Here is a 24,442-nt window from a genome sequence, read left to right as displayed (position 1 = left end):
CGGCGCGCCGCAGGAGCCTCTGGCTCCTGCGCGCGCATTCCTCCTGTCCCCCCGCCTTCGGCGCGCCCCCTTAACAAAGGGGGCTTGCACCCGGATGGGTGGCAGGTTGGCTTTGGCTGACCGGTGGGAGGTCGCTGGGCGGGACTGTAGCGCGCTGTGGATGGCGCGGCGCAAGCGCTACACGGACATGCTTGCGGGTGGTTCCCGCCCAGCGCACCTTCCGCCTCGACTGCTCCGCTTGATCCCGCATGCATCCCCACGCGGGGTAAACTAGTGCGATGCCTTCCAGTCCTGCGCACGAGCTGCTCCGCCGCGTCTTCGGTTACAACGATTTCAGGGGCCCCCAGCGGGACATCGTCGAGCACGTCGCAGCCGGCCATGACGCCCTTGTCCTGATGCCCACGGGCGGCGGCAAATCGCTCTGCTACCAGGTGCCCGCCCTGCTGCGCGAAGGCTGCGGCATCGTCATCTCGCCGCTGATCGCGCTCATGCAGGACCAGGTCGAGGCCCTGCGCCAGGTCGGCGTGCGTGCCGAGTTCCTCAATTCCACCCTGGATGCCGAGAACGCCGCACGCGTCGAACGCGAACTGCTGGCTGGCGAGCTGGACATGCTCTACGTCGCCCCCGAGCGCCTGCTGACCGGACGCTTCCTGTCGCTGCTTTCGCGCAGCCGCATCGCCCTGTTCGCCATCGACGAGGCCCACTGCGTTTCGCAGTGGGGCCACGATTTCCGCCCCGAATACCGCCAGCTCACCGTGCTCCACGAACGCTGGCCGGACATCCCGCGCCTGGCGCTCACCGCCACCGCCGACCCGCCCACCCAGCGCGAGATCGCCGAGCGCCTGGACCTCGCGCAGGCACGTCACTTCGTCAGCTCCTTCGACCGCCCCAATATCCGTTACACCGTGGTGCAGAAGGACAACGCACGCCAGCAGCTGACCGCCTTCCTGCGGACCCACCGCGACGAAGCCGGCATCGTCTACTGCATGTCGCGCCGCAAGGTCGAGGAGACTGCCGACTACCTCAGCAGCCAGGGCTTCACCGCCCTGCCGTACCACGCCGGACTTCCTGCCGAGATCCGCGCCACCCACCAGCGCCGCTTCCTGCGCGAAGACGGCATCGTGATGTGCGCGACCATCGCCTTCGGCATGGGGATCGACAAGCCCGACGTGCGCTTCGTCGCCCACATCGATCTGCCCAAGTCCATGGAAGGCTACTACCAGGAAACCGGACGCGCCGGCCGCGACGGCGAGCCGGCCGAGGCGTGGCTGTGCTATGGCCTGGGGGACGTGGTGCTGCTCAAGCAGATGATCGAACAGGGCGAGGCCAGCGAAGAACGCAAGCAGCTGGAGCGCAACAAGCTGGACCACCTGCTCGGCTACTGCGAGTCCATGCAGTGTCGTCGCCAGGTGCTTCTGGCCGGCTTCGGCGAAACCTATCCCGAGCCCTGCGGCAACTGTGACAACTGCCTGACCCCCCCGGCCGCGTGGGATGCCACCGTCGCCGCGCAGAAAGCGCTCAGCTGTGTCTACCGCAGTGGCCAGCGCTACGGCGTGGTGCACCTGATCGACATCCTGCGCGGCAGCGAGAACGAGAAGATCCGCCAGAGCAGCCACCAGCAGCTGAGCACCTATGGCATCGGCAAGGATCTCGATGCACGCACCTGGCGCAGCGTGTTCCGCCAGCTGGTGGCTACCAGCCTGCTGGAAGTCGATACCGGCGGCCACGGCGGCCTGCGCTTGACCGATCGCAGCCGCGAGGTGCTCAAGGGCCAGCGCCAGATCAGCATGCGCCGCGAGAATCCGGCCAGCAGCGCCGCCCGCGAGCGCAGCGCGCAGCGCTCCGGCAGCGGGCTTTCGGTCCTGCCGCAGGACCTGGTGCTGTTCAATGCGCTGCGCGGCCTGCGCGGCGAACTGGCGCGCGAACAGAACGTGCCGGCGTTCGTGATCTTCCACGACAGCACGCTGCGCAACATCGCCGAGCAGCGCCCGACCACACTGGACGAGCTGGCCCGGATCGGCGGCATCGGCGGCAGCAAACTGGCCCGCTACGGCCCGCGGATCGTGGAGATCGTGCGCGAACAGGGCTGAGCAGCCCGCATGTCCCCACGCTGACCCATGGCCAGCCGGGGGCTGCACCAACGCCCTGTAACCGCTATCGTTATGCCCATGTCACTGGCCTCGACCCTGCTCCGCGTGCTGCTCATGCTCAGCCTGTTGCTCAACGGCGCCCACGCCGCGATGGCGGGCGAGTACGTGCTGCATGCCGCGCAGGAAACGGACACCGCCGCTTCGCCGCCCTGCCACGGCATGCCAACCGCGGACGGAGCGGACGCTGCGGCGTCCACCGCCCACGGGCTGACTGGCGCGCACAGCGATGCGAAGGCCGGGGACGCGCATTGCCGCATGAAAGACTGCGCCCGCGCCTGCGCGCAGCTGCCGCTGATGGGCGTGGCCGCGCTGCCCCCGCTGCACGGACCGTGGCGCACCCTGGCACCCTCCACGGCGCTTGAGGCCGACCGCCCGGCGCCGCCACTGCCGCGCGCTGTGCGCCCTCCCATCCGCTGAGTCCACGCCCCGGGCACGCGCTGCGTGCCTGCCGCCGGCACCGCCTGCGTGCCGCCGTTCCTGCGTCTGGAGTCTTCCATGAACTACCGTTCCTCCCGCGGCACGGGCACGCCTGCCCTGCCGTCGCGCCGTCATTTCGTACAGGGGCTCGCCGCCGGTGGCGTGGTCGCCGGTCTGGCCGGCCTGACCCTGCCGCTGCGTGCCCGCGCCGCAGACCCCAGCGGCCTGGCCGCCGCCCCGCGCGTGCTTGCACACGAGCACCTTGCGCTGGCCATCGGCGAGTCCGCCGTCAACTTCACCGGCCGCACGCGCCCGGCGATCACCGTCAACGGCAGCCTGCCGGCTCCCATCCTGCGCTGGCGCGAAGGCCAGACCGTGGACATCCACGTGCGCAACACGCTGGCCCATCACCCCACGTCCATCCACTGGCACGGGATCCTGCTGCCGGCGAACATGGACGGCGTGCCGGGCATGAGCTTCAACGGCATCGCCCCCGGCGAGGCCTACCACTACCGTTTCACCCTCAAGCAATCCGGCACCTACTGGTACCACAGCCACTCCATGTTCCAGGAGCAGGCCGGGTTGTATGGCGCGTTGATCATCGACCCGGCCGCGCCGCCGCCGTATGCCTTCGACCGCGAGCACGTGGTGCTGCTCTCGGACTGGACCGACCTGGATCCGGGCGCGCTGTTCCGGCGCATGAAGAAGCTTGCCGAGCATGACAATTACTACAAGCGCACCCTGCCTGATTTCCTGCGCGATGTGCGCAGCGAAGGCTGGGCGGCAGCGCTGGCCGACCGGGGCATGTGGGGGCGCATGCGGATGACCCCCACCGACATCTCCGATGTCAACGCGCACACCTATACCTACCTGATGAACGGCACCGCGCCGGCCGGCAACTGGACAGGGCTGTTCCGCAGTGGCGAGAAGGTGCTGCTGCGCTTCATCAACGGCTCGGCGATGACCTACTTCGATGTGCGCATCCCGGGCCTGAAGCTGACCGTGGTGGCCGCCGATGGCCAGTACATCCACCCGGTGAGCATCGACGAGTTCCGCATCGCACCGGCGGAAACCTTCGACGTGCTGGTGGAACCCAGTGGCCAGGACGCCTACACGATCTTCTGCCAGGACATGGGCCGGACCGGCTTCGCCGCCGGTACCCTGGCCGTGCGCCACGGGCTGCAGGCACCGCGTCCGGCGCAGGATCCCCGCCCGCTGCTGACCATGGCGGACATGGGCCATGACATGGGCGGGCACGGGTCCGGCGGGCATGCCGCGCACACCGGCCCCGCGCATGGCGCCGCATCGCCCATGGACCACGCGATGCACGCCGGGCACGCCGGGCACGCGGGCGCGGCCGGGCCCGCCGCCGCTGGCGTCCGCCACCCGGCCAGCGAGAACCGCAATCCGCTGGTGGACATGCAGAGCAGCGCCACCGATCCGCGCCTGGACGATCCGGGCATCGGACTGCGTGACAACGGCCGTGACGTGCTGACCTACGGTGCGATGCACAGCCTGTTCGAGGACCCGGATGGCCGACCGCCGGGACGCGAGATCGAGCTGCATCTCACCGGGCACATGGAGAAGTTCGCGTGGTCCTTCGACGGCATTCCCTTCGCCGGTGCCGAGCCGTTGCGGCTGAACTATGGCGAGCGCATGCGCATCGTGCTGGTCAACGACACCATGATGCAGCACCCCATCCACCTGCACGGTGTATGGAGCGACGTGGAGGATGCGCAGGGCCGGTTCCAGCTGCGCAAGCACACCGTGGACATGCCGCCCGGCACCCGCCGCAGCTATCGCGTGCGTGCCGATGCCCTGGGCCGGTGGGCCTTCCACTGCCACCTGATGTATCACATGGAAGCGGGGATGATGCGCGAAGTGAGGATCGAAGAATGAGCACGCGAACGCTCGCCTGCACCGGGCTCCTGCTGGGTACCTTCACTGTGCTGCCTGCGCTGGCCCAGTCGCACCACGCGCACGCCATGGATCATGCTGGAATGGACCACGCTGCGATGGATCACGCCGCGATGGGGCATTCCACCCGCGACCGCGCGCCCACCCCGACCGATCACAGCGCCCACGCCCCTGCGGACCCCACTCCGCCACGCGAACCCGTCCCCGCCCTCACCGATGCAGACCGCGCCGCCGCCTTCCCGGTCATCGATCACGCCGCCATGCAGCACGCCTCCGCAGTGAACAGCCTGCTGCGCGTGGAACGGTTGGAGCAGTTCGACGGGCGCCACGGCCGTGGACAGGCCTGGGAGGCCAGCGGCTGGATCGGTGGCGACATCCACCGGCTGTGGATGCGCAGCCGCGGCGAACGCGAAGCCGGCCGCACGCAGGCTTCGAATGTGGAACTGGCCTACGGGCGTGCGGTGTCGCCGTGGTGGGATGCCCTGATCGGCGTGCGCCACGATGTCCGCCCCGCGCAGTCACGCACGTGGGCCGCCATCGGCCTGCAGGGGCTGGCGCCCTACAAGTTCGAAACCTCGGCCATGCTGTACGCCGGTTCGGGCGGCCAGGTGCTGGCCGAGGCAGAGGTCGAATACGAGGTACTGCTGACCAACCGGCTGATCCTGCAGCCGGTGATCGAGGCCACGCTGGCGGCACGCGATGAACCCGAACATGGGCTCGGCCGGGGACTGGGCAAAGTGGAAGCCGGCCTGCGCCTGCGCTACGAGTTCACGCGGCGCTTCGCGCCGTACATCGGCCTCAGCCACGAACGGCTGTTCGGCGATACGGCCGACTACCACGCGGCAGCCGGCGGATCCGCCCGCGATACGCGCTGGGTCGCCGGCGTGCGGCTCTGGTTCTAGGCCGCGGGCCACGCGTGCGGGAGGGCGTCGACGGCGCCCTCCCGCAGCGGCCCCTCCGGCTCAGAAATCGAACAGGTCAGCGAGGAAGCCTTCCTTCTTCTTCTTCCGGTAGCCCTGCTCGCTGTAGCCCTGCCTGCCATGCCCCTGCGGATCGCCATGGCGCTGCCCGAGGTGGCGCGTGTCGCGATGCTGCACGGCGACCGCCGGCGGTGGCTGCGGGGCAGCGACGGGCGCGACGGCAGGCAGGCCCGAGCGTTCGATGATCTTGTCCAGCTCTCCACGGTCCAGCCACACCCCACGGCATTGCGGGCAGTAATCGATTTCGATGCCCTGGCGTTCGGACATCTGCAGGGCCTGGGTCTTGCACACGGGACACAGCATGGAACATCTCCACAAGGGGGAAGCCCACTGTACCCCGCAGCCGATGAGCCTCCGGCAACCCCGATGAGCGAAGGCACCGGCACTGGTCCGGCTCGCCACCTCAACCGGCTGGACGGCTCCACGCTGCGGTGCGGTGCGGCGCTGCACGTCTCGCTCAACCTGGCCTGGAACGTGATGCTGCTGCCCGATGCGCTCGCGCTCGGCGGGCAGAGCATCACCCTGCGGCTGGGCTCGGTGGCTCTAGCGGTGCTGCTGGTCTGGCGCTTCGTGGGACGAAAGGGTGGCCGCCCCGAGGCCGCGTAACGGAACTTCAGCGCGACCTGCACGCAGGAATCACCCCGGCCCGCTGCATACTTGCGCGCCGTCGGGTCCACCCGCCCCGACGCGCATCGTGCCGAGGGTGCCCGGAGCCAGTGTGTCATGTTGTTGTCCAAGCAGAATGTGCAGCCGCGTGTGCTGCTGATCGAAGATGCAGAAGAAACCCTGGAACTCAGCCGTCTTACGCTGGAAAGCCAGGCCTGTGAAGTGGTGGGTGTGAGTTCGGCAGAAGCTGCGCTCGGCCTGCTCAATGCCGGCGAGCGGTTCGACATGCTGTTCACCGACGTGGTCCTTGGCGGGATCAGCGGTATTGAAACGGCCAACCGTGTGCGCGACGCATTTCCACGCCTGCCGATCCTGGTCACCTCCGGCATGGAGCCGCACCGGGTGGTGCCGGAACTGCGCGCAGGCATTCACTTCCTGCCCAAGCCGTACACCATGAGCGAGCTGCTCGATGCCATCCGCCGCTGTTTCAGCGATGCGCACCGCGATCCGCCGGATCTGCGCGCCGCCTGACCCACGGCGCGACGCGGCAAGCGCCTGCCGCCGCGGCGGATGCCGGCGCCGCCACCGGGACGGACACCGGGGATGCTAGATTCAACGCACTCCCCGCTGCCGAGATCCGCCGTGACCCGACTCACCGCCAGGGATTTCCACCCCGAACTGCTCGAACTGTACGACGGCTACGTGCACGGCCGCCTCAGCCGGCGCGATTTCCTTGACCGTGCCGCAGCGTTTGCGCTGGCCGGCCTGAGCGCCACCGCCCTGCTGGCCTCGCTGAGTCCGGATTACGCACTGGCGCAACAGGTCCCGTTCACCGATCCGGACATCACCGCCGACTACATCACCTACCCCTCGCCGAACGGGCATGGCCAAGTGCGTGCGTACCAGGTCAAGCCGGCAAAATCAGCCGGGCCCGTACCCTGCGTCGTGGTGGTGCACGAGAACCGGGGCCTCAATCCCTATATCGAGGATGTGGCGCGGCGCGTGGCCAAGGCCGGTTTCGTTGCGCTGGCACCGGACGGACTGAGTTCGGTAGGCGGCTACCCGGGCAACGATGAGCGCGGACGCGAGCTGCAGAAGCAGGTCGATCCGGAAAAACTCATGAATGATTTCTTCGCCGCCATCGAATACCTGCGCGCTTCGCCCTTGGGCACGGGGAAGGTAGGCATCACCGGATTCTGCTACGGCGGCGGCGTGTCCAATGCAGCGGCCGTGGCCTACCCGGAGCTCGATGCGGCAGTACCCTTTTACGGGCGTCAGGCCAGACCGGACGATGTCCCGAAGATCAAGGCACCGCTGCTGCTGCACTTCGCCGAGACCGATGACAATGTCAATGCAACCTGGCCGGCGTACGAAGCCGCGTTGAAGGCGGCCGGGACGCGCTACGAAGCCCCTGTCTACCCGGGTACCACCCACGGCTTCCACAACGACTCCACCCCCCGCTACGACGAAGCCGCCGCCAAGCTGGCCTGGGACCGCACGCTGGCGTGGTTCCGCCGCTACCTGGCGTAAGGCTTCAGGGGGGCGTTGCCAGGCACGGTGTGGGCCGTGCCACGAGGGACGGCGGTACGGTGCTGCGCCGCCAGCAAGGGATCAGAGCGCCACGCCGGGACGGGAGCCGAGCGCGCCCATGGTGAAGGTGTAGCCCTGCTGGATCAGGAACTCGCGCATGCGCATCTCCACAGCGTGCGGGGCAGTGAGGCTGCTGGGCCCGTAGAGCGCGTAGACCACCTGGTCGCCGTCCACATCTTCGCGTCGTACCGAGCTGCCCGCCACTGCCGAAGCGGCGGCCCAGCCGGCCTGCAGCTTCTCGCGGGCGATGGATTGTCCATTGCGCAGGCGAAAGCTCAGCCAGCGGATTTCCGAAGCGTCCTGCCGTTCGTATCGTGCCATTGCGCCCAGTCCTTACGAGTGAGCCTTGACCATACGCGCATAGCATTTCATGGCGGACTGAGACGAGCGTGTGGTGAGGGGATAAACCTGCGCAGTGCGGCACTTCGTCGCGCGGTGGTAGGGGGAGACGAAGTAGGGGTTTTTGCTGGGGCGCGGGAGGCGATGTCCTCGCCGCAATGTGGGCCGTGATGGATTCGAACCATCGACCAAAAGATTAAAAGTCTTCTGCTCTACCAACTGAGCTAACGGCCCATTGCACCCTCCGGCTTTGCACCGGAGGGCGTGCATTCTAACCCGATTCCGGCGCCCAGGTGAAGGGCTGCGTGCGATTGCCGGCCGTCGCCGTCAGGCGTACAGCGTCGGATCGGCCACGCCTGCTTCCGCGAAGCCCTGCGCCCGCAGGCGGCAGGCATCGCAGTGCCCGCACGCTGCACCGGAGGCATCGGCGTTGTAGCAGGAAACCGTCAGGCCGAAGTCCACGCCCAGGCGGACCCCTTCGCTGACGATCTGCGCCTTGCTGAGGAACTGCAGCGGCGCGTGCACGGTGATGCCCGCCCCTTCCACGCCGGCCTTGGTGGCCAGGTTGGCAAGCGCCTGGAAGGCGGCGATGAATTCCGGGCGGCAATCGGGATAGCCGGAATAGTCCACGGCATTGACACCGCAGAAGATGTCATTCGCACCCAGTACCTCGGCCCACCCCAGCGCGAGGGAGAGCATGATCGTGTTGCGCGCCGGCACGTAGGTCACCGGGATGCCCTCGCCGCCCGCTTCGGGCACCTCGATGTCATCGGTCAGCGCCGAGCCGCCGATGCTGCGCAGGTCCACGTCCACGGTCTTGTGCACGATCACGCCCTGCGCCGCGGCCACGCGCGCGGCCGCCTCCAGCTCTGAGGTGTGGCGTTGGCCGTAGCGAACGCTGAGCGCGTGGACGGCAAAGCCCTGTTCCTGGGCGAGTGCGATGACGGCGGCCGAATCCATGCCGCCGGAGAGAAGCACGACTGCCTTCTTCATGGGTGAATCATCCGGTTTGGGGAAAAGTGCCAGCACGCTGTCCCGCGCCGGGGTGACGAACAACGCGGCCGCTTACCTGCCCGGCTCGTCGTTCCAGAGAATCTTGTGCAGCTGCATCTGGAAGCGCACCGGCAACCGGTCAGCGACGATCCAGTCCGCCAGCTCGCGGGCGGTGATCTCGCCCTTGCTGGGGGAGAACAGCACCATGGTGCGCTCGGCCAGACCGTGCTCGGCCACCTGCGCCTTGGCCCACTCGTAGTCCTCGCGGCTGCAGATCACGAACTTGACCTGGTCGCGCGCGGTCAGCAACGGCAGGTTTTCCATGCGGTTGCGTGCCATCTCGGCCGAGCCCGGTGTCTTCAGATCGACCACGCGCGAGACGCGCGGATCCACTTCGGACACATCCAGCGCGCCGGAGGTTTCCAGCGAGACATCGAAACCTGCTTCGCACAGCTTCTGCAGCAGGATCAGGCAGCGCTTCTGAGCGAGCGGCTCGCCACCGGTCACGCAGACATGCCGCACGCCCTGCGCGCGCACTTCCGCGACGATCGCATCGATGTCCCACCAGGTGCCACCGTGGAACGCGTACGCGGTGTCGCAGTACTGGCAGCGCAACGGGCAGCCGGTCAAGCGCACGAACACGGTCGGCCAGCCCGCCGTATCGGCCTCACCCTGCAGCGAAGTGAAGATCTCGGTGATCTTCAGGCGCGGCAGCGGCGACTGCACGATGTCGCTGGGCGTTTCGACGGCGTTGAGGGGGATGGACTTCATAACGGGGATCATCGGCTCTGAAACGAAAACAGCCGAGCAAGGCTCGGCTCTGCGGTATTCACGGCGGGCGGGCGCTCAGCGGATCTGCTGACCCAGGCGGATCGACTGCAGCCGGTCCTGTGCGGTACGTGCGGCATCCGAGCCGGGATACTGGGCCACCACCGACTCCAGCGTCTGCTGGGCCTGCTCGACCTTGCCTTCGCCGAACTGTGAAAGGCCCACCTTCAACAGGCCACCAGAGGCCTTGTCGTGGGTCGGATAGCGCGAGATCAGCTCACGGAAGCGCTCTTCGGCCATCGGGAAATTGCGGGTGGCGTAATAACTCTCGCCCAGCCAGTACAGCGCGTTCGGTGCATAGACACCGTTGGGGTACAGCTCCAGGAAACTCAGGAACAGCTGCGCCGAATCATCGAACTTGCCGGCCTTCAACGCATCGAACGCCACGTTGTAGGTGGTGCGCTCGTCGCCGCTCGCCGAGAGGCTGCCGGCATCGCCATGGACCGACGGCGGCCGCTCGGAAGTGGCCGCTGCAGGAGGTGCCGCAGGAACGGGCGGCAGGGGGGCATTCGTACCCGGGACGGCCGGCGCTGCCCCACCTTCGAGGCGGTTCAGGCGTTCGTCGAGGTCCAGGAAGGCATCCTGGTTGGCCTGTTTGAGCTGGGCATTGTCGTGCTGCAGCTGTTCGATCGTGCCCTGCATCTGCCCGACCTGCTGGCGGAGCTGGGTGATCTGGTTCAACAGGTCCTGGTTGGCCGTGTTGTTGTACAGCTGCTGCTCGATCGAGCCGACGCGGTCAGCCAGACTCTGACGCTGTGCGTGCGCCGGAGCGGCAGCCACGAGGGCTGCCGCCACGACCAGCATCGCTTTGATGCCGATGCGCATGGATTACTGCGCGGTGTAGACGATTTCGACGCGACGGTTCTGCGAGTAGCAGGACTCGGCCGACTCGGTGCAGACCGGACGCTCTTCACCGTAGGACACGACGGTCAGCTGCGAAGCCGAACCACCGTTGGCCGCCAGAGCCGAGTTCACGCCGTTGCCACGACGCTCGCCCAGGGCCTGGTTGTAAGCGCGCGAACCGCGCTCATCGGTGTGGCCCTGCAGGGTGATGCGCGAGGACGGACGGTCACGCAGGTACTTGGCGTGGCACGCCATGATGGCCTGGAACTCCGGCTTGACCGAATCCTGGTCCAGGTCGAAGTACACCACGCGCTGGCGCAGGCAGGCGTCGGTGTCCAGGTCGCCCGGGCCGTACAGGCCGGAGGTCGACGGGCCGGTCGGCTGCGTGGTCGAACCGGTGTCCACCGGAGCGGCCGGCACTTCCTTCACTTTCTTCGAGCAACCGGCCAGGACGGCCACGGACAACAGGGAAACAAGCAGAACGTTGGAGGTCTTGTTCATGGCGGTACCTAATGGCTCCTAGCCGGTGAGTGGGTTAAATCTGAGGAAATATTAACACTCTTTTATCGCTTGGTACGGTATGGACCCCACGAAGGTTCGCGTACGTCGCCATCGGCCAGAACCAGTCGCTGGCGCACGCGCGCATCGGCCGAAACGGCATACAGGACACCGCGTCCGCCTTCGCGTGCGGCGTACAGCACCATGCTCGCGTTGGGCGCGAAACTCGGGGATTCGTCCAGCGAGCCGGTGGACAGCGTGCTCCAGCGCGGCGAGCCCAGCGAGCTGTCCATCATCGCCACCTTGTAGCTGTTGCCCGAGCCCTGGGCCACGACCACCTTCTTGCCGTCATAGGACACCGACGGCTTGGCGTTGTAGTTGCCCTGGAAGGTCACGCGCTCGGCGCTGCCACCGCCCGGGGACACCTTGTAGACCTGCGGACGCCCACCGCGATCGGAGGTGAAATAGACCGCGCTGCCGTCCGGCGCCCAGGTCGGCTCGGTGTCGATGGCCAGGTGGTTGGTGAGCTGGGTCAGCTGCTTGCTGCCCAGGTCCATGACGTAGATTTCCGGGTTGCCCGAACGCGACAGGGTCAGCGCCAGCTTGCTGCCGTCCGGCGAGAAGGCCGGCGCGCTGTTGATGCCGCGGAAGCTGGTGATCAGTTCGCGGGCACCGGTGGTGATGTTCTGGATGTAGATCGCCGAGTTGCCACGTTCAAAGCTGACGTAGGCCAGACGGTTGCCATCCGGGCTCCACGACGGCGACAGCAGCGGTTCGGCCGAGCGCACCACCACCTGCGGGTTGTAGCCATCCGAATCGGCGACCATCAGCGCATAGCGCATGGCATCGCCACGGCCGCTGGCGGTCACGTAGGCGATGCGGGTCCAGAACGCGCCACGCACGCCGGTGATCTTTTCATAGATGGCATCGGCCATCTGGTGGGCGACATCGCGCATGGCGGTACCGCGCGCGGTCATCGCCAGGCCGAGCAGTCGCTCACCCTTGGGCACGTCGTACAGCTCGTACTCCACCCGGTAGGCACCGGCGCCGGCATCCATCACCCGGCCGACCACGATGTAGTTCTGCTTCAGCGCGCGCCAGGTGGGGAACTGGATGTCCGCACCGCGCGTGGGCTTTTCCACGATCTGTGCTTCAGGCAGGGTGCGGAACTGGCCGGAGCGGTCCAGGTCGCCACGGATCACAGCCGCGACGTCGGTCGAGGGGGCAGCGGCCGACCCTTCGTACGGCATGGGGATCACGGTGATCGGCGTCGCCGAGGCGCTGCCACCCACGATGTCGATTTCCAGGCCCTTCTGCTGCGCGAGCGCGGCGAAGGGAAGCAACAGGGCCGCGAACGCGACCAGCCAACGGGGCAGTTTCTTCATGGAGGGCTCAGTGTGAAAATCCACAACGATGGATAGCAGGGCGGAGGTGAATGGATTCGCAATCATGAACCACGCCGGTGTGAACGCGAAGTGGGCGCTGCATGCGGGGCCTTGACGGAGCGGCCGAGTGGCCTGCCGCCCGCCTGCCCCGCCCTGCGCCGTCAGTCCGGACGGAAGTTCAGGATCAGCTCGCGGTTGAACACGGACTCGAAACCTGCATAAGGCAGCGGCTGTGCGTTGAGCACGGCGGCTTCGATGGAGCGCTTGCCGGCCTCGTCGTACGGGCAGTTGCCGCTGACCTTCGCCGAAAGGACGCGGCCACCGCGCAGCTGGGTGATGACCACCTGGCAGCGCTGCCCGGAGGCGATGTTCTCAGGACGGATCCACGCGTCCTGCACCTTGGCCTGGATGGCGGCGGCGTATTTGGCGCTGAGGTCATCACTGGTCCCACCGGCGCCACCTGCGGCCTGTGCCGGGCTGTTGTTGGCGCTCGCGTTGGCCGCGGCGGCAGCACTGCGGGCGGCGGCGACCTGTCGCAGGCGCTGCTCGGCCAGCTTCGCTTCCTTCTCCGCCTGTTCGCGGCGACTGCGCAGTTCGGCCAGCTTCTTCTGCTTCTCCTGCTCGGCCTTGGTCTCGCTCGCCTTGCGCGCTTCCTCGGCCAGCTTCTTCTGCCGGTCCGCTTCCTGCTGCTTGGCCAGCCGGGCCTTCTGCTCGGCTTCTTCCTGGCGCTTGCGCTCGGTGAGGTCGATCTGTTCCTGGCGGCGCTTGGCTTCCTGCTCCTTCCTGGCCTTCTCCTGGGACAGGGCCAGGGCGTTGACCGCTTCCTGGTCCACCTTGTCCGGCTGGGCGATACGCTCCTGTGCCTGCGACTGCTGCGGCGTGGGGGCATCCATCGGGCGCGGCTCGGGCACCGGCTGCGGCGGCGGCACGGTGTCTTCGGGCTCCGGCTCGGTGATCGGTTCCGGCAAGGGCTCCGGCACCGGTTCGGGGAGGGTTTCCAGGCGCTCGGACTGGCGCAGCGCCTGGCGTGCAGCCGCTACGTCCGACGCGCTGGCCATCTCGGCCTGCACAGAGGGATCGCCGGCCGCCGCCTCCGTGGAGTGATCAGGCGACCACAGCCACGCCACGATGAAAACCAGCGCGACGAGCAGGTGGACGAGCACGGCAAGGCCGACCGGCCAGCCCCAGCCCGGTTCGTCGTCGCGCGGCGGCGTCATGGCATCACTTTGCATCGCTGGCCAGGCTGATTTTTTCGACCTTCGCGCGCTTGAGCGCGTCCATCGCCTCCATCACCTTCTGGTAGGCGACGGCGCGGTCGGCGGCCAGGACCACGCGCACGGCCTTGTCCTGGGCGACGATGCCACCCAGCCGGGCCTGCAGTTCGTCGGCGCCCAGCGCACGCGGTTCCTTGTCGTCGGGAAGCTTCAGGCTGAGCTGACCGTCTTCGCGCACGGACACGATGATCGGGTCCTGCTTGCTGTCCAGCGCCTTGGCCTGGGAACTGGGCAGGTCGACGTCATAGCTCAGCGTCAGCAGCGGCGCGGTGACCATGAAAATGATCAGCAGCACCAGCATGACGTCGATGTACGGCACGACGTTGATTTCGGATTTCAGCTTGCGACGCTTGCGGCGGCCGAGGCTACTCATGGCTCACTCCTCCCGGGCTTCAGTCGTCGACGCCGGTCTGGCGCTGCAGGATGGAGCTGAACTCATCGGCGAAGGTTTCGTAGCGCACCGCCATGCGCTCCACGCGCGTGGTGAAGCGGTTGTAGGCCCACACGGCGGGGATGGCGACGAACAGACCGATCGCCGTGGCGAACAGGGCTTCGGAGATGCCCGGGGCCACCGAGGCGATACCGGCCTGCTCACCGCTGTTGATCATGTCGTGCATGGTTACCATGATGCCGAACACCGTGCCGACCAGGCCCACGTAAGGCGCGGTGGAGCCGATGTTGGCCAGCAGCTCGAGATTGCGCTCCAGGCGATCGGTCTCACGGGTGTAGCTGGTACGCATGGCGCGCTGGGCGCCTTCGAGCAGCGCACGGCCATCCAGGCCGCGACGGTCGCGCAGGCGGTTGTACTCGCGGAAACCGGCTTCGAAGATGGCTTCCAGGCCGCTGACGCTGACGCTGCGGTTGCGGTCGGTCGCCGAGGCGTAGAGCTTGCCCAGGTCGGCGCCGGACCAGAAGCGGTTCTCGAAGTCGTCCGCTTCGCGCGTGGCCTGCGAGAACACGCGGGCCTTGCGGAAGATGATCACCCAGCTGATGAACGAACCTGCCAGCAGCAGCAGCACGATGAGGATCACCGGGATGCTGGCCTTGGTCATCAGCTCCCAGTAATTGATGCCGCTGCGCGAGGCCTGTACGGCGGTTTCGGCGGCTGCGTTGCTGACGTCCTCCGGCAGCGCCTCGACCACCGTGGCCTGCAGGCCCAGAAGCATTGCGATCATCGTTGTTCCTCAGTCTGCAAATCGGGATTGTTCGGGTTTTCTGTGACTAGGTGGGGCTTGAGCACGGCCATCAACGCCGCATCCATCGCGCGCGGGCGGAAGGTCTGCGCATCCAGTGCCGCGATGCGTACCCGCGCCGTCAGCAGCCGCTGGCCTTCGCGCCACACCTGCTGGGCGAAGACCATGCTGGCGCGGCGGCACTCGACCAGCGTGGCGGTGACCTCCAGCGCATCGTCCAGGCGGGCCGGCAGGATGAAATCCATCTCCATCGAGCGTACCGCGAAGACCATGCCATGCTCACCGCGCATGCGTTCCTGGCCAAAGCCCAGCCCGCGCATCCACTCGGTGCGCGCCCGTTCCATGAAAGCCACGTAGCGCGCATGGTAGACCACGCCACCGGCGTCGGTATCTTCCCAGTAAATGCGTGTCGGCCAACTGAACCGGAGCTCACTCACTGTCGGCCACTCCGGCGAACAGATCGGTCGGCGGGGCCTTGGGCTTCAGCCCGAGATGGCGATACGCACGATGGGTGGCCATGCGACCGCGCGCGGTGCGCACCAGGAAGCCCTGCTGGATCAGATACGGCTCGACGACATCCTCGAGCGTGCCGCGCTCTTCGGACAGCGCGGCCGCCATGGATTCCACGCCGACCGGGCCGCCGTCGAAGTAGTCCACCAGCGTGCGCAGGAATTGGCGGTCAAGCTCGTCGAAGCCTTCCGGATCGACCTTGAGCATGGCCATTGCGGCCTGCGCGACGTCCAGGTCGATGTGGCCGGCGGCCTTGACCTGGGCGAAATCCCGCACGCGGCGCAGCAGGCGGTTGGCGATACGCGGGGTGCCGCGCGAGCGGCGCGCGATCTCGCCAGCGCCTTCGGCGGTGCATTCGATGCCGAGGATGTGGGCCGAGCGCCGCACGATGCGGGTCAGCTCTTCCGGACTGTAGAACTCCAGGCGCTGGATGATGCCGAAGCGATCCCGCAGCGGGGCGGTGAGCAGACCGGCGCGCGTGGTGGCCCCGATCAGGGTGAAGGGCGGCAGGTCCAGCTTGATCGACCGCGCGGCAGGCCCTTCGCCGATCATGATGTCGATCTGGAAGTCTTCCATCGCCGGGTAGAGCACTTCTTCGACAACGGGCGAAAGGCGGTGGATCTCGTCGATGAACAGCACGTCGTGCGGCTGCAGGTTGGTCAGCAGGGCCGCCAGGTCGCCGGCCTTTTCGATCACCGGTCCGGAGGTCATGCGCAGGGCGACGCCGAGCTCGTTGGCGACGACATGGCTCAGGGTGGTCTTGCCAAGTCCGGGCGGCCCGAAGATCAGCACGTGGTCCAGCGCATCGCCGCGCGCCTTGGCCGCCTGGATGTAGATTTCCATCTGCTCGCGCACGGGGGCCTGGCCGAGGTAGTCGGCCATGCGCTTGGGGCGGATGCTGGCATCGGCGGCGTCATCCTCGCGGGTGGCGCCGGCGGCGATGAGGCGGTCGTCGGTCATCCAGCGATTATGCGGCAAATGGCTGCATTCGGGGGTTGCGGGCGAACGGTGAGACCCCTCGCGGGGGGGCGGTGCTGCGGCAGCTGCGCTGCGACGGGCGGGTGGGCTGCCCGGGACACGCCGCAAGTACGTCCCTGCAGGCTCCCGTTCTGCGCGCATGTCAGGGGTACGGGCGAACGGTGAGACCCCTCGCGGGGGGCGGTGCTGCGGCAGCTGCGCTGCGATGGGCGGGTGGGCTGCCCGGGACACGCCGCAAGTACGTCCCTGTAGGCTCCCGTTCGGCTCCTGCCTCACAGGGTCCCGGGCAGCCCACCCACCCGTCGCTCTGACAGTTCATCGGTGGCCGCCGCCCGCGGAGAAAGAAGGGCAAAAGCAAAAGCAAGAGCAAGAGCAAGAGCAAAAGCGGTTCTGCGCGTATGTCAGGCGTGCGGCGAACGGTGAGACCCCTCGCGGGGGGCGGTGCTGCGGCAGCTGCGCTGCGACGGGCGGGTGGGCTGCCCGGGACACGCCGCGAGTACGTCCCTGTAGGCTCCCGTTCGGCTCCTGCCTCACAGGGTCCCGGTCAGCCCACCCACCCGTCGCTCTGACAGTTCATCGGTGGCCGCCGCCCGCGGAGAAAGAAAAAAAGAAGAGCAAAAGCGAAAGCAGAAGCAGAAGCAGTCGTCTGGCACCCCGCGATGTGCCGATGCTTTCGCTTTCGCTTTTGCTTTTGCTTTTGCTTTGTTTTTTATTTTCCGTGGCTGGCGCACCGGGAAACTGTCGGAGGCCGGGCGGTTGGGCGTGGCGGGGGCGTTGAGCGCCATGGATGGCGCGAAGCGAGGCACGCAGGACGCAGCTTCTGCCGTCCCCCGCCACGCCCAGCCGCCCGGCCCATCCCCGCCTTGCCTCAGCCCGCGCCACCACGGGGGGCTTCTCCAGCCCATCCCCGCCATGCCTCAGCCCGCGCCACCACGCGGGGCTCCGCCGTTCGCCTAGATCTCCACCTGCGCGCCCAGCTCCACCAATCGGTTTCCCGGAATCCGGAAGAACCCCGTCGCCGGCGCCGCATTGCGATGCATCAGCGCGAACAGCTTGTCGCGCCAGATCGGCATGCCCCGGTTCGCCGTCGCCACGATCGTCTCGCGGCTGGCGAAGAACGTGGTGTCCATCGGATCGAAGTAGATGCCACCGTGATCGCACGAGCGCATCAGCGCCAGCGGCACGTCCGGCGTCTCCATGAAACCGAAACGCACCCGGATCCGGAAGAACTCATCGCCCACCGACTCGATCTTCAGCCGCTGCCCTTCGATGGCATACGGAACCGGCAGCGTCTCCACGTGCAGGAACACGTTGCGCTCGTGCAGCACCTTGTTGTGCTTGAGGTTGTGCATCAACGCGTGCGGCGCCACCGTCGGATCGGCCGTCAGGAACACCGCCGTGCCCGGCACGCGCACCGGCGGGGCCAGCATCAGCCCGGGCAGGAAGGTATCCAGGCGGATGCCGTCCTTGCGGATCTCATCGCGCAGCAGCGCCCTGCCCCGTCGCCACGTGCGCATCAGGGTGAACAGCACGATGCCCAGCGCCACCGGGAACCACGCGCCCTGCATCAGCTTGGCACCGTTGGCGACCACGAAGCCCACGTCGATGATGAAGAACACCACGCACATCGCAATGATCCAGTAGCGCGATTTCGGCCACAGCGCGCGCGCCACCAGGGCCAGCAGCAGCGTGTCGATCAGCATCGTCGCAGAGACCGAGATGCCGTAGGCCACGGCCAGGTTGGACGAGGTGCGGAACGCCAGCACCAGCCCGATCACCATGATCGCCAGGCCCCAGTTGATCCCGGGAATGTAGATCTGCCCGATTGTGTCATGCGAGGTGTGCTTGATCCGCATGCGGGGGATGTAGCCCAGCTGCATCGCCTGGCGCGACACCGAGAACGCCCCGGTGATGACCGACTGCGAAGCGATCACCGCCGCCATCGTGGCCAGCACGATCATCGGATACAGCGCCCACGAAGGCACCGACTCGAAGAACGGATTGCTGACCAGCTCGGGATGGTTGAGCACCAGCGCGCCCTGCCCCAGGTAGTTCAGCACCAGGCACGGCAGCACGAAGAAGTACCACGCATGGCGGATCGGCCGCGCGCCGAAATGGCCCATGTCCGCATACAGCGCCTCGCCACCGGTCACCGCCAGCACCACCGCCCCGAGGATGAACACCCCGTGCCAGCCGTGGTCCATGAAGAAGCGCACCGCCCACCACGGATTGAAGGCCTTCAGCACTTCCGGGGCGTCGACGATGTTGTAGAGCCCGATCGCCGCCAGGGAAATGAACCAGACCGAGGTGATCGGCCCGAACAGCTTGCCGATCTTCTCCGTGCCGAAGCGCTGTGCGGCGAACACCGCCAGCAACACCACGATGGTGATGGGCAGGATGAAGGCATGCAGGCCCGGGGCGGCCACCTCCAGGCCTTCCACCGCACCCAGCACCGAGATGGCCGGAGTGATCACGCCGTCGCCGAAGAACAGCGAGGCCCCGAAGATGCCGAGGATGCCGACCACATACGCCGAGCGCGATCCCCGTGCGAGCGTGCGCTGGGTGAGCGCCATGAGCGCCATGATGCCGCCCTCGCCATCGTTGTCGGCGCGCATGATGATGGTGACGTACTTCAGGGTCACCACCAGGATCAACGCCCAGAAGGCCAGCGAGAGCACACCGAGCACCGTGTCATGGTCACCGACCAGACCGTAATGGCCAGAGAACGCTTCCTTCAGCGTGTAGAGCGGGCTGGTGCCGATGTCACCGAAGACCACGCCGATGGCACCGATGACCAGCGCGATGCCACCGGCGGGCGGTGCATGGCCGTGTCCCCCGGTGGGGTTGGCGGGCGTTGCGGACGGGCTGGACATGGGGATCGGTGACTCTGCAGGACGTAGGGAAGAACGGAATCAGCGCAGCGCCGACTGCAGCGCCTTGCGGATGACCATGGCGACATCATCGCCCTCGGCGTGCGCGTCGCGGGCCATGCGCGAGGCTTCGGTCGGCTTGTACCCGAGCTGCTGCAACGCGATGGTCGCCTCGGAGACCGGATCGGTCGGGAGCACGCCACTGCCACCCGGCGCCCCCGGGCCGGTGCCGAACTGCGCGGCACGGTCACGCAGCTCCAGCACCATGCGCTCGGCCGTCTTCTTGCCGATGCCGGGAATGCGGGTCAGGGCGGTGATGTCGCCGGCCTGCACCATGCGCGCGAACTCCTCGACGGTGACGGCTGAAAGCACCGCCAAGGCGATCTTCGCACCGATGCCACTGACCTTCTGCACGTCCCGGAACAGGCGGCGCTCGCCTTCGCGCAGGAATCCGTACAGCGAAACGCTGTCTTCCTTCTGCGCGTAGTGCGTGTAGAGCACCACCTCGCGCCCGATGTCGGACAGGTCGTAGAAGGTGCTCATCGGCGCCTCGAGTTCGTAACCGACGCCATTGACATCCACCACCAGCCACGGCGGCGACTTGTAGGCCACGATCCCGCGCAGACGACCAATCATTCAAAGCTCCTCATTTGCGGCTCCAGGCCTGGCGGGCGCTGAGCCCGAGGCGGTTGGCCGTTGCCCGCACGTGGGCGTGCGTGATGGCCACGGCCAACGCATCGGCGGCGTCGGCCTGCAGCTTGGTGTTCAGGCCGAGCATGAGCCCGACCATGTGTTGGACCTGTTGTTTTTCCGCCCCGCCCCGGCCGACCACCGCCAGCTTGATCTCGCTGGCGGCGTATTCACTCACCGGCAGGTCGCGCAGCACCACGGCGGAGATCGCCGCGCCGCGCGCCTGGCCCAGCTTCAGAGCCGAATCCGGATTGCGGGCCATGAACACTTTCTCGATGGCCACTTCCTGCGGCGCGTAAGTCTGGATCATGTCGGCCAGGCCCAGCACCAACAGTTTCATCCGCTGCGGGAAATCATCCGCACCCAGCAGCACGATCGGCTGGTGGTGCACGTGGGTCACGCGGCCGGCCGCATCGACGTCGATGATGCCGACCCCGGTGCGTTGTGAACCGGGGTCGATGCCGAGGATGCGGGTCATGCAGGTCTCAGGTGTACGCGTCGGCGCCGAGATCGGCGTTGGAGTACACATCCTGCACGTCGTCGAGGTCTTCCAGCATGTCCAGCAGCTTGCGCACCTGCAGCGCGACGTCGCCTTCCACGCTGATGTCATTGTCGGCGCGGAAGGTGATCTCGGCGTGGCCCGGCACATGGCCCGCGGCACTCATCGCGTCCTTCACCGCCTGGAACGCGTCCGGCGCGGTCACCACATCGATGGCACCGTCTTCCGGATACACCACGATGTCATCGGCACCGGCCTCGATGGCGGCCTCGGTGATGGCCTCTTCGTCCGCACCGGGGGCGAAGCTGAGCACGCCCAGGCGCTTGAACATGAAGGCCACCGAGCCTTCGGTGCCCATGTTGCCGCCACACTTGCTGAACGCATGGCGGACATCGGCCACGGTGCGCACCTTGTTGTCGGTCAGGCAGTCGACGATCACCGCCACGCCACCCGGCGCGTAGCCTTCGTAGCGGATCTCTTCGTACTCCACGCCTTCCAGCTCACCGGTGGCCTTCTTGATGGCGCGTTCGATCACGTCCTTGGACATGTTCGCCGACAGCCCCTTGTCCATGGCCACGCGCAGGCGCGGGTTGTTGTTGGGGTCGCCTCCGCCACCGCGCGCGGCAACGCCGATCTCGCGGATGATCTTGGTGAAAATCTTGCCGCGCTTCGCGTCAGACGCGTTCTTGCGGCCTTCGATCGAGGGACCTCTACCCATGGGGGCTTCCGTTTGGCAGCTTCAGGAACAGGGCGCGGATTCTACCTGATCGCGCGCGCCCACCGTGTGCAGCCGCCTGCCGCGGCGCCGGCGCCGGCTCAGGCCGCGGCGCTGCCGTCCTCGGCGCTGAAGCGTCCGTGGCGGAGGAAATGCGCGGTCTGGCGCGCGGCATCGGCGGAAAACACCAGCCCGCTGTGACTGCAGCGCACCACGCAGTGATCGGCCAGGCCCGGCAGCTGCGTTTCCGACAGCGCGACGGTGCCGTCCGAATCACCGTCCAGTGCGCCGAGCAGGCTGCCCAGGCCGTGCGGCACGCAGCCGGCGATCAGGCCCACCTTCGCCGTGCCGTCCCAGTCCTGCAGCCCCTCCCGCAGCAGTTCGCCGCTGCGGCCCAGGGCGGCGGCCATGCCATGCTGGGCCAGCCGGCGCGCCGTGCCACTGCCACGCAGCGGGGAACCCAGGCAGACCACGCGCGCCACGGGCAGCTCCGGGGCCTGGCGCAGCGTCTCAAGCGCCACCAGGCCGCCCAGGCTATGACCGACCAGCGACACCTTTCCGCGACCGCGCAGATGCTGCAGCAGTAGCGGCACGGCGATCCCCGGTCCGCCCAGCACGCTGGGATACCCGAAGGATTCCACCCGGAAGCCCTGCGCGCGCAGGCGCCAGGCCAGCGGGCCGACCCAGGCGCGGGCATTCCAGATACCGTGCAGCAGCAGGACAGAGGGGGTCATGCGAACAGTTTGACGCATCCGGCACGACCGAGGGAACCGGTCCCGTGCCGGCAGCGTGGCGGATGCGTCACCCCCGCATCAGCGCGGGGCCGCATCCGCAGGACGCCGCAGGATGAACTCGAGATCGTTGATCGCACCGACCGGGAACAGGTAATCGCCGACCTTGTGGAATCCGTGCCGGGCGTACAGCCGCTGCGCGCCATGATTCTCCGACCATACCCCGAGCCACAGCGTGCGCGGGCCTTCGCGCTGCAGCCAGTCCAGCGCGGTCTGCAGCAGGCGCCCGCCCCAGCCTCCGCCCTGCTCGGCCTGCACCACGTACAGCCGCTTGATTTCGCCATCACCCGGGGCAACCTCAGGGTGCGGCAGGCCACAGGGGCCGGCAGCGACATGGCCGACGGCCACGCCATCGCGTTCCAGCAGCCAGATCGCGTACTCGGCATGACCGAGGATCACCTGCTGGCGCTCGATTGAATAGCTCTCCTCGAGGAAGCCCTGCAGGTCTGCAGGCGGGTACGAATCGCCGAAGGTTTCAGTGAACGTGAACGCGGCCAGGGACGCCACGGTGGCAGCATCCCCGGGCCCGGCGCGACGGATCCGATAGTCGGGCATCACGGCGACTTCGGCCGCACCTGGACGTGCACTTCGGCCAGCTGCGCGTCGGCGATCGGCGAGGGGGCGTCGGTCATCAGGCACTGTGCGCCGGTGGTCTTCGGGAACGGAATGACATCGCGGATGGACTCGGTGCCGGCCATCAGGGCGGCGATGCGGTCGATGCCGAAGGCGATGCCGCCGTGCGGTGGCGCACCGTAGTTCAGCGCGTCAAGCAGGAAGCCGAACTTGGCCCGGGCCTCTTCAGCGTCGATGCCGAGCAGTTCGAACACCGCACTCTGCATGTCCGGACGGTGGATGCGGATCGAACCGCCACCGATCTCGTTGCCGTTGAGCACCATGTCGTAGCCGCGCGAAACGGCGGTACGGGCGTTGGCGCGCAGATCGGCGATATCGTCCACGGCCGGTGCGGTGAAGGGGTGATGCAGGGCGACGTAGCGCTGCGCTTCCTCGTCCCACTCGAACATCGGGAAGTCGGTCACCCACAGCGGCGCCCAGCCGTCGGCGACCAGGTTGAAGTCCTTGCCGGCCTTCAGGCGCAGCGCGCCCATGAAATCGGACACCTTGTTGTAGCCACCGGCGCCGAAGAACACGATGTCGCCGTTGCCGGCGCCGACATGGGCGACCAGGGCCGCGAAAGATTCCTCGCTGAAGAACTTCTGGATCGGCGAGCTGACCTCGCCGGTGTCACCGATCTTGATGTAGGCCAGACCCTTCGCGCCGTACTTGGCGGCGTGCGCGGCGTACTCGTCGATCTGCTTGCGGCTGAGGCTGGCACCGCCCGGAATGCGCAGCGCGGCCACGCGGCCGTCGGCATCGTTGGCAGCCGCGGTGAACACCGGGAATTCGCTGGTCTTGACCAGCTCGGCCACGTCCACCAGCTCCAGCGCGATGCGCAGGTCCGGCTTGTCCGAACCGTAACGGCGCATCGCTTCAGCCCAGGTCATGCGCGGGAAGCTGGGGGCCAGATCGACCTCGACCACCTCCTTGAAGATGGCGCGGATCATATTCTCGACGAAGTCCTGCACGTCGCGCTCGCGCACGAAGGCGAATTCCATGTCCAGCTGGGTGAACTCGAGCTGGCGGTCGGCGCGCAGCGCCTCGTCGCGGAAGCAGCGTGCGATCTGGTAGTAACGGTCGAAGCCGGCCACCATCAGGATCTGCTTGAACAGCTGCGGGCTCTGCGGCAGCGCGTAGAACTCGCCCGGATGCATGCGCGCCGGCACCAGGAAGTCGCGTGCCCCTTCCGGGGTGGCCTTGGTCAGGATGGGGGTTTCGATGTCCTGGAAGCCTTCACCGTCGAGGTGGCGGCGCAGGGCCTGCACCAGCTTGATGCGGGTGCGCTGCATGCGCTGCATCTCCGGGCGGCGCAGGTCCAGGTAACGGTACTTCAGGCGGGTTTCCTCGCCCGGGTTCTCATGCGCGTGGAACGGCAGCGGGGCGGCCTTGTTGAGCACGGTGATCTGCGTGGCGATCACTTCCACCCGGCCGGTGCGCATCTTATCGTTGACCGCGTGGCGGGCGCGGACCACGCCTTCCACCTGCAGCACGTCTTCGTAACCCAGACCGGCGGCCACGGCGAACACGTCCGCGTTGTCGATCTCCACCGTCACCTGCACGATGCCCTCGTGGTCACGCAGATCGATGAAGCACACGCCGCCCTGGTTACGGGCCACGTCGGTCCAGCCGGCGAGGGTGACAGTCTGGCCGATCAGGGTCTCGTCGACCAGGCCGCAGAAGTGGGTACGCATGGGGGAAGCTCCGCTGGAGTACGCCGGCGACAGGAGGGGCCGGAAAGCCCGTTATTCTGCGGCCCAGCCC

The 24,442-nt window shown here is 67.5% G+C and carries 27 protein-coding genes and 1 tRNA gene; 7 read left to right on the top strand and 21 right to left on the bottom strand.

Annotated elements, in window-relative coordinates:
• Positions 1-278: 278 nt before the first annotated feature.
• The 4 genes from recQ (at position 279) to FHY09_RS02935 (ending at position 5,386) form a co-directional block, all read left to right on the top strand.
• On the top strand, positions 279-2,090 hold the full coding sequence (gene recQ, locus FHY09_RS02950) for a DNA helicase RecQ (protein ID WP_166923949.1): 1,812 nt from the start codon (positions 279-281) through the stop codon (positions 2,088-2,090).
• A 78-nt stretch (positions 2,091-2,168) separates the two neighbouring features.
• Positions 2,169-2,567 (top strand): CopL family metal-binding regulatory protein, encoded by a 399-nt coding sequence (locus tag FHY09_RS02945; RefSeq protein WP_166923947.1) that lies wholly within the window; start codon positions 2,169-2,171, stop codon positions 2,565-2,567.
• Positions 2,568-2,645: 78 nt separating this feature from the next.
• On the top strand, positions 2,646-4,466 hold the full coding sequence (locus tag FHY09_RS02940) for a copper resistance system multicopper oxidase (protein ID WP_166923945.1): 1,821 nt from the start codon (positions 2,646-2,648) through the stop codon (positions 4,464-4,466).
• Positions 4,463-5,386 carry a copper resistance protein B gene (locus FHY09_RS02935; RefSeq protein WP_166923943.1) on the top strand — a complete coding sequence of 308 codons (924 nt, stop codon included), beginning with the start codon at positions 4,463-4,465 and terminating at the stop codon, positions 5,384-5,386. The genes FHY09_RS02940 and FHY09_RS02935 overlap by 4 nt, the downstream gene beginning before the upstream one ends.
• Positions 5,387-5,446: 60 nt before the next feature.
• Here the strand turns inward: FHY09_RS02935 and FHY09_RS02930 are convergent, their stop codons facing one another.
• Positions 5,447-5,767, bottom strand: a complete 321-nt coding sequence (locus FHY09_RS02930) for a zf-TFIIB domain-containing protein (RefSeq protein ID WP_166923941.1) — start codon at positions 5,765-5,767, stop codon at positions 5,447-5,449.
• A gap of 63 nt (positions 5,768-5,830) precedes the next feature.
• On the opposite strand from FHY09_RS02930, the gene FHY09_RS02925 reads away from it, so the two are divergent.
• The 3 genes from FHY09_RS02925 (at position 5,831) to yghX (ending at position 7,600) form a co-directional block, all read left to right on the top strand.
• Positions 5,831-6,070, top strand: a complete 240-nt coding sequence (locus FHY09_RS02925; protein ID WP_166923939.1) for a hypothetical protein — start codon at positions 5,831-5,833, stop codon at positions 6,068-6,070.
• Between the two features lie 117 nt (positions 6,071-6,187).
• Positions 6,188-6,601: a response regulator gene (locus FHY09_RS02920; protein WP_166923937.1), complete on the top strand. Its 414-nt coding sequence runs from the start codon at positions 6,188-6,190 to the stop codon at positions 6,599-6,601.
• 111 nt (positions 6,602-6,712) lie between these two features.
• Positions 6,713-7,600: a YghX family hydrolase gene (yghX, locus tag FHY09_RS02915; protein WP_166923935.1), complete on the top strand. Its 888-nt coding sequence runs from the start codon at positions 6,713-6,715 to the stop codon at positions 7,598-7,600.
• A gap of 81 nt (positions 7,601-7,681) precedes the next feature.
• On the opposite strand, the gene FHY09_RS02910 is transcribed toward yghX, so the two are convergent.
• From FHY09_RS02910 to aspS, 20 genes are all read right to left on the bottom strand, one after another.
• On the bottom strand, positions 7,682-7,981 hold the full coding sequence (locus FHY09_RS02910; RefSeq protein ID WP_166923933.1) for a hypothetical protein: 300 nt from the start codon (positions 7,979-7,981) through the stop codon (positions 7,682-7,684).
• Between the two features lie 179 nt (positions 7,982-8,160).
• Positions 8,161-8,233, bottom strand: a tRNA-Lys gene (locus FHY09_RS02905).
• A 93-nt stretch (positions 8,234-8,326) separates the two neighbouring features.
• Positions 8,327-8,992: a 7-cyano-7-deazaguanine synthase QueC gene (queC, locus tag FHY09_RS02900; protein ID WP_166923931.1), complete on the bottom strand. Its 666-nt coding sequence runs from the start codon at positions 8,990-8,992 to the stop codon at positions 8,327-8,329.
• A gap of 72 nt (positions 8,993-9,064) precedes the next feature.
• Positions 9,065-9,763 carry a 7-carboxy-7-deazaguanine synthase QueE gene (queE, locus tag FHY09_RS02895; protein WP_166923928.1) on the bottom strand — a complete coding sequence of 233 codons (699 nt, stop codon included), beginning with the start codon at positions 9,761-9,763 and terminating at the stop codon, positions 9,065-9,067.
• A 75-nt stretch (positions 9,764-9,838) separates the two neighbouring features.
• Positions 9,839-10,645: a tol-pal system protein YbgF gene (gene ybgF / locus FHY09_RS02890; RefSeq protein WP_166923926.1), complete on the bottom strand. Its 807-nt coding sequence runs from the start codon at positions 10,643-10,645 to the stop codon at positions 9,839-9,841.
• Between the two features lie 3 nt (positions 10,646-10,648).
• A complete protein-coding gene (gene pal / locus FHY09_RS02885; protein WP_166923924.1) occupies positions 10,649-11,164 on the bottom strand; it encodes a peptidoglycan-associated lipoprotein Pal in 516 nt (171 codons plus the stop codon).
• Positions 11,165-11,226: 62 nt separating this feature from the next.
• Positions 11,227-12,546, bottom strand: a complete 1,320-nt coding sequence (gene tolB / locus FHY09_RS02880) for a Tol-Pal system beta propeller repeat protein TolB (protein ID WP_166923922.1) — start codon at positions 12,544-12,546, stop codon at positions 11,227-11,229.
• A 161-nt stretch (positions 12,547-12,707) separates the two neighbouring features.
• Complete coding sequence (gene tolA / locus FHY09_RS02875) at positions 12,708-13,778, bottom strand: cell envelope integrity protein TolA (protein ID WP_166923920.1); 1,071 nt, start codon at positions 13,776-13,778, stop codon at positions 12,708-12,710.
• On the bottom strand, positions 13,768-14,193 hold the full coding sequence (gene tolR / locus FHY09_RS02870) for a protein TolR (RefSeq protein ID WP_166923919.1): 426 nt from the start codon (positions 14,191-14,193) through the stop codon (positions 13,768-13,770). Before tolR ends, tolA begins: the two co-directional genes overlap by 11 nt.
• 19 nt (positions 14,194-14,212) lie before the next feature.
• Positions 14,213-14,995, bottom strand: coding sequence for a protein TolQ (tolQ, locus tag FHY09_RS02865; RefSeq protein WP_166923916.1), 783 nt, complete (start codon positions 14,993-14,995; stop codon positions 14,213-14,215).
• Positions 14,992-15,474: a tol-pal system-associated acyl-CoA thioesterase gene (gene ybgC / locus FHY09_RS02860; protein ID WP_166924371.1), complete on the bottom strand. Its 483-nt coding sequence runs from the start codon at positions 15,472-15,474 to the stop codon at positions 14,992-14,994. Before ybgC ends, tolQ begins: the two co-directional genes overlap by 4 nt.
• Entirely contained in the window at positions 15,443-16,483 is a 1,041-nt protein-coding gene (gene ruvB / locus FHY09_RS02855; protein ID WP_166923914.1) for a Holliday junction branch migration DNA helicase RuvB, read from the bottom strand. The genes ybgC and ruvB overlap by 32 nt, the downstream gene beginning before the upstream one ends.
• Positions 16,484-17,031: 548 nt before the next feature.
• Positions 17,032-17,286: a hypothetical protein gene (locus FHY09_RS02850; RefSeq protein ID WP_166923912.1), complete on the bottom strand. Its 255-nt coding sequence runs from the start codon at positions 17,284-17,286 to the stop codon at positions 17,032-17,034.
• Between the two features lie 168 nt (positions 17,287-17,454).
• Complete coding sequence (locus FHY09_RS02845) at positions 17,455-19,374, bottom strand: potassium transporter Kup (protein WP_456362684.1); 1,920 nt, start codon at positions 19,372-19,374, stop codon at positions 17,455-17,457.
• A 39-nt stretch (positions 19,375-19,413) separates the two neighbouring features.
• Positions 19,414-20,007: a Holliday junction branch migration protein RuvA gene (ruvA, locus tag FHY09_RS02840; protein WP_166923910.1), complete on the bottom strand. Its 594-nt coding sequence runs from the start codon at positions 20,005-20,007 to the stop codon at positions 19,414-19,416.
• 10 nt (positions 20,008-20,017) lie between these two features.
• Entirely contained in the window at positions 20,018-20,539 is a 522-nt protein-coding gene (gene ruvC, locus FHY09_RS02835; RefSeq protein WP_166923908.1) for a crossover junction endodeoxyribonuclease RuvC, read from the bottom strand.
• A 7-nt stretch (positions 20,540-20,546) separates the two neighbouring features.
• A complete protein-coding gene (locus FHY09_RS02830) occupies positions 20,547-21,278 on the bottom strand; it encodes a YebC/PmpR family DNA-binding transcriptional regulator (protein WP_166923906.1) in 732 nt (243 codons plus the stop codon).
• A gap of 98 nt (positions 21,279-21,376) precedes the next feature.
• Positions 21,377-22,009, bottom strand: coding sequence for an alpha/beta fold hydrolase (locus FHY09_RS02825; protein ID WP_166923904.1), 633 nt, complete (start codon positions 22,007-22,009; stop codon positions 21,377-21,379).
• A gap of 78 nt (positions 22,010-22,087) precedes the next feature.
• Positions 22,088-22,621: a GNAT family N-acetyltransferase gene (locus tag FHY09_RS02820; protein ID WP_166923902.1), complete on the bottom strand. Its 534-nt coding sequence runs from the start codon at positions 22,619-22,621 to the stop codon at positions 22,088-22,090.
• Positions 22,621-24,372, bottom strand: a complete 1,752-nt coding sequence (gene aspS / locus FHY09_RS02815) for an aspartate--tRNA ligase (protein ID WP_166923900.1) — start codon at positions 24,370-24,372, stop codon at positions 22,621-22,623. The genes FHY09_RS02820 and aspS overlap by 1 nt, the downstream gene beginning before the upstream one ends.
• Positions 24,373-24,442: the final 70 nt, after the last annotated feature.

The sequence above is a fragment of the Xanthomonas sp. 60 genome (assembly GCF_011761925.1).
Note: the sequence above shows the minus strand (reverse complement) of the source record. Positions and strands in the feature narration are given on the sequence as shown.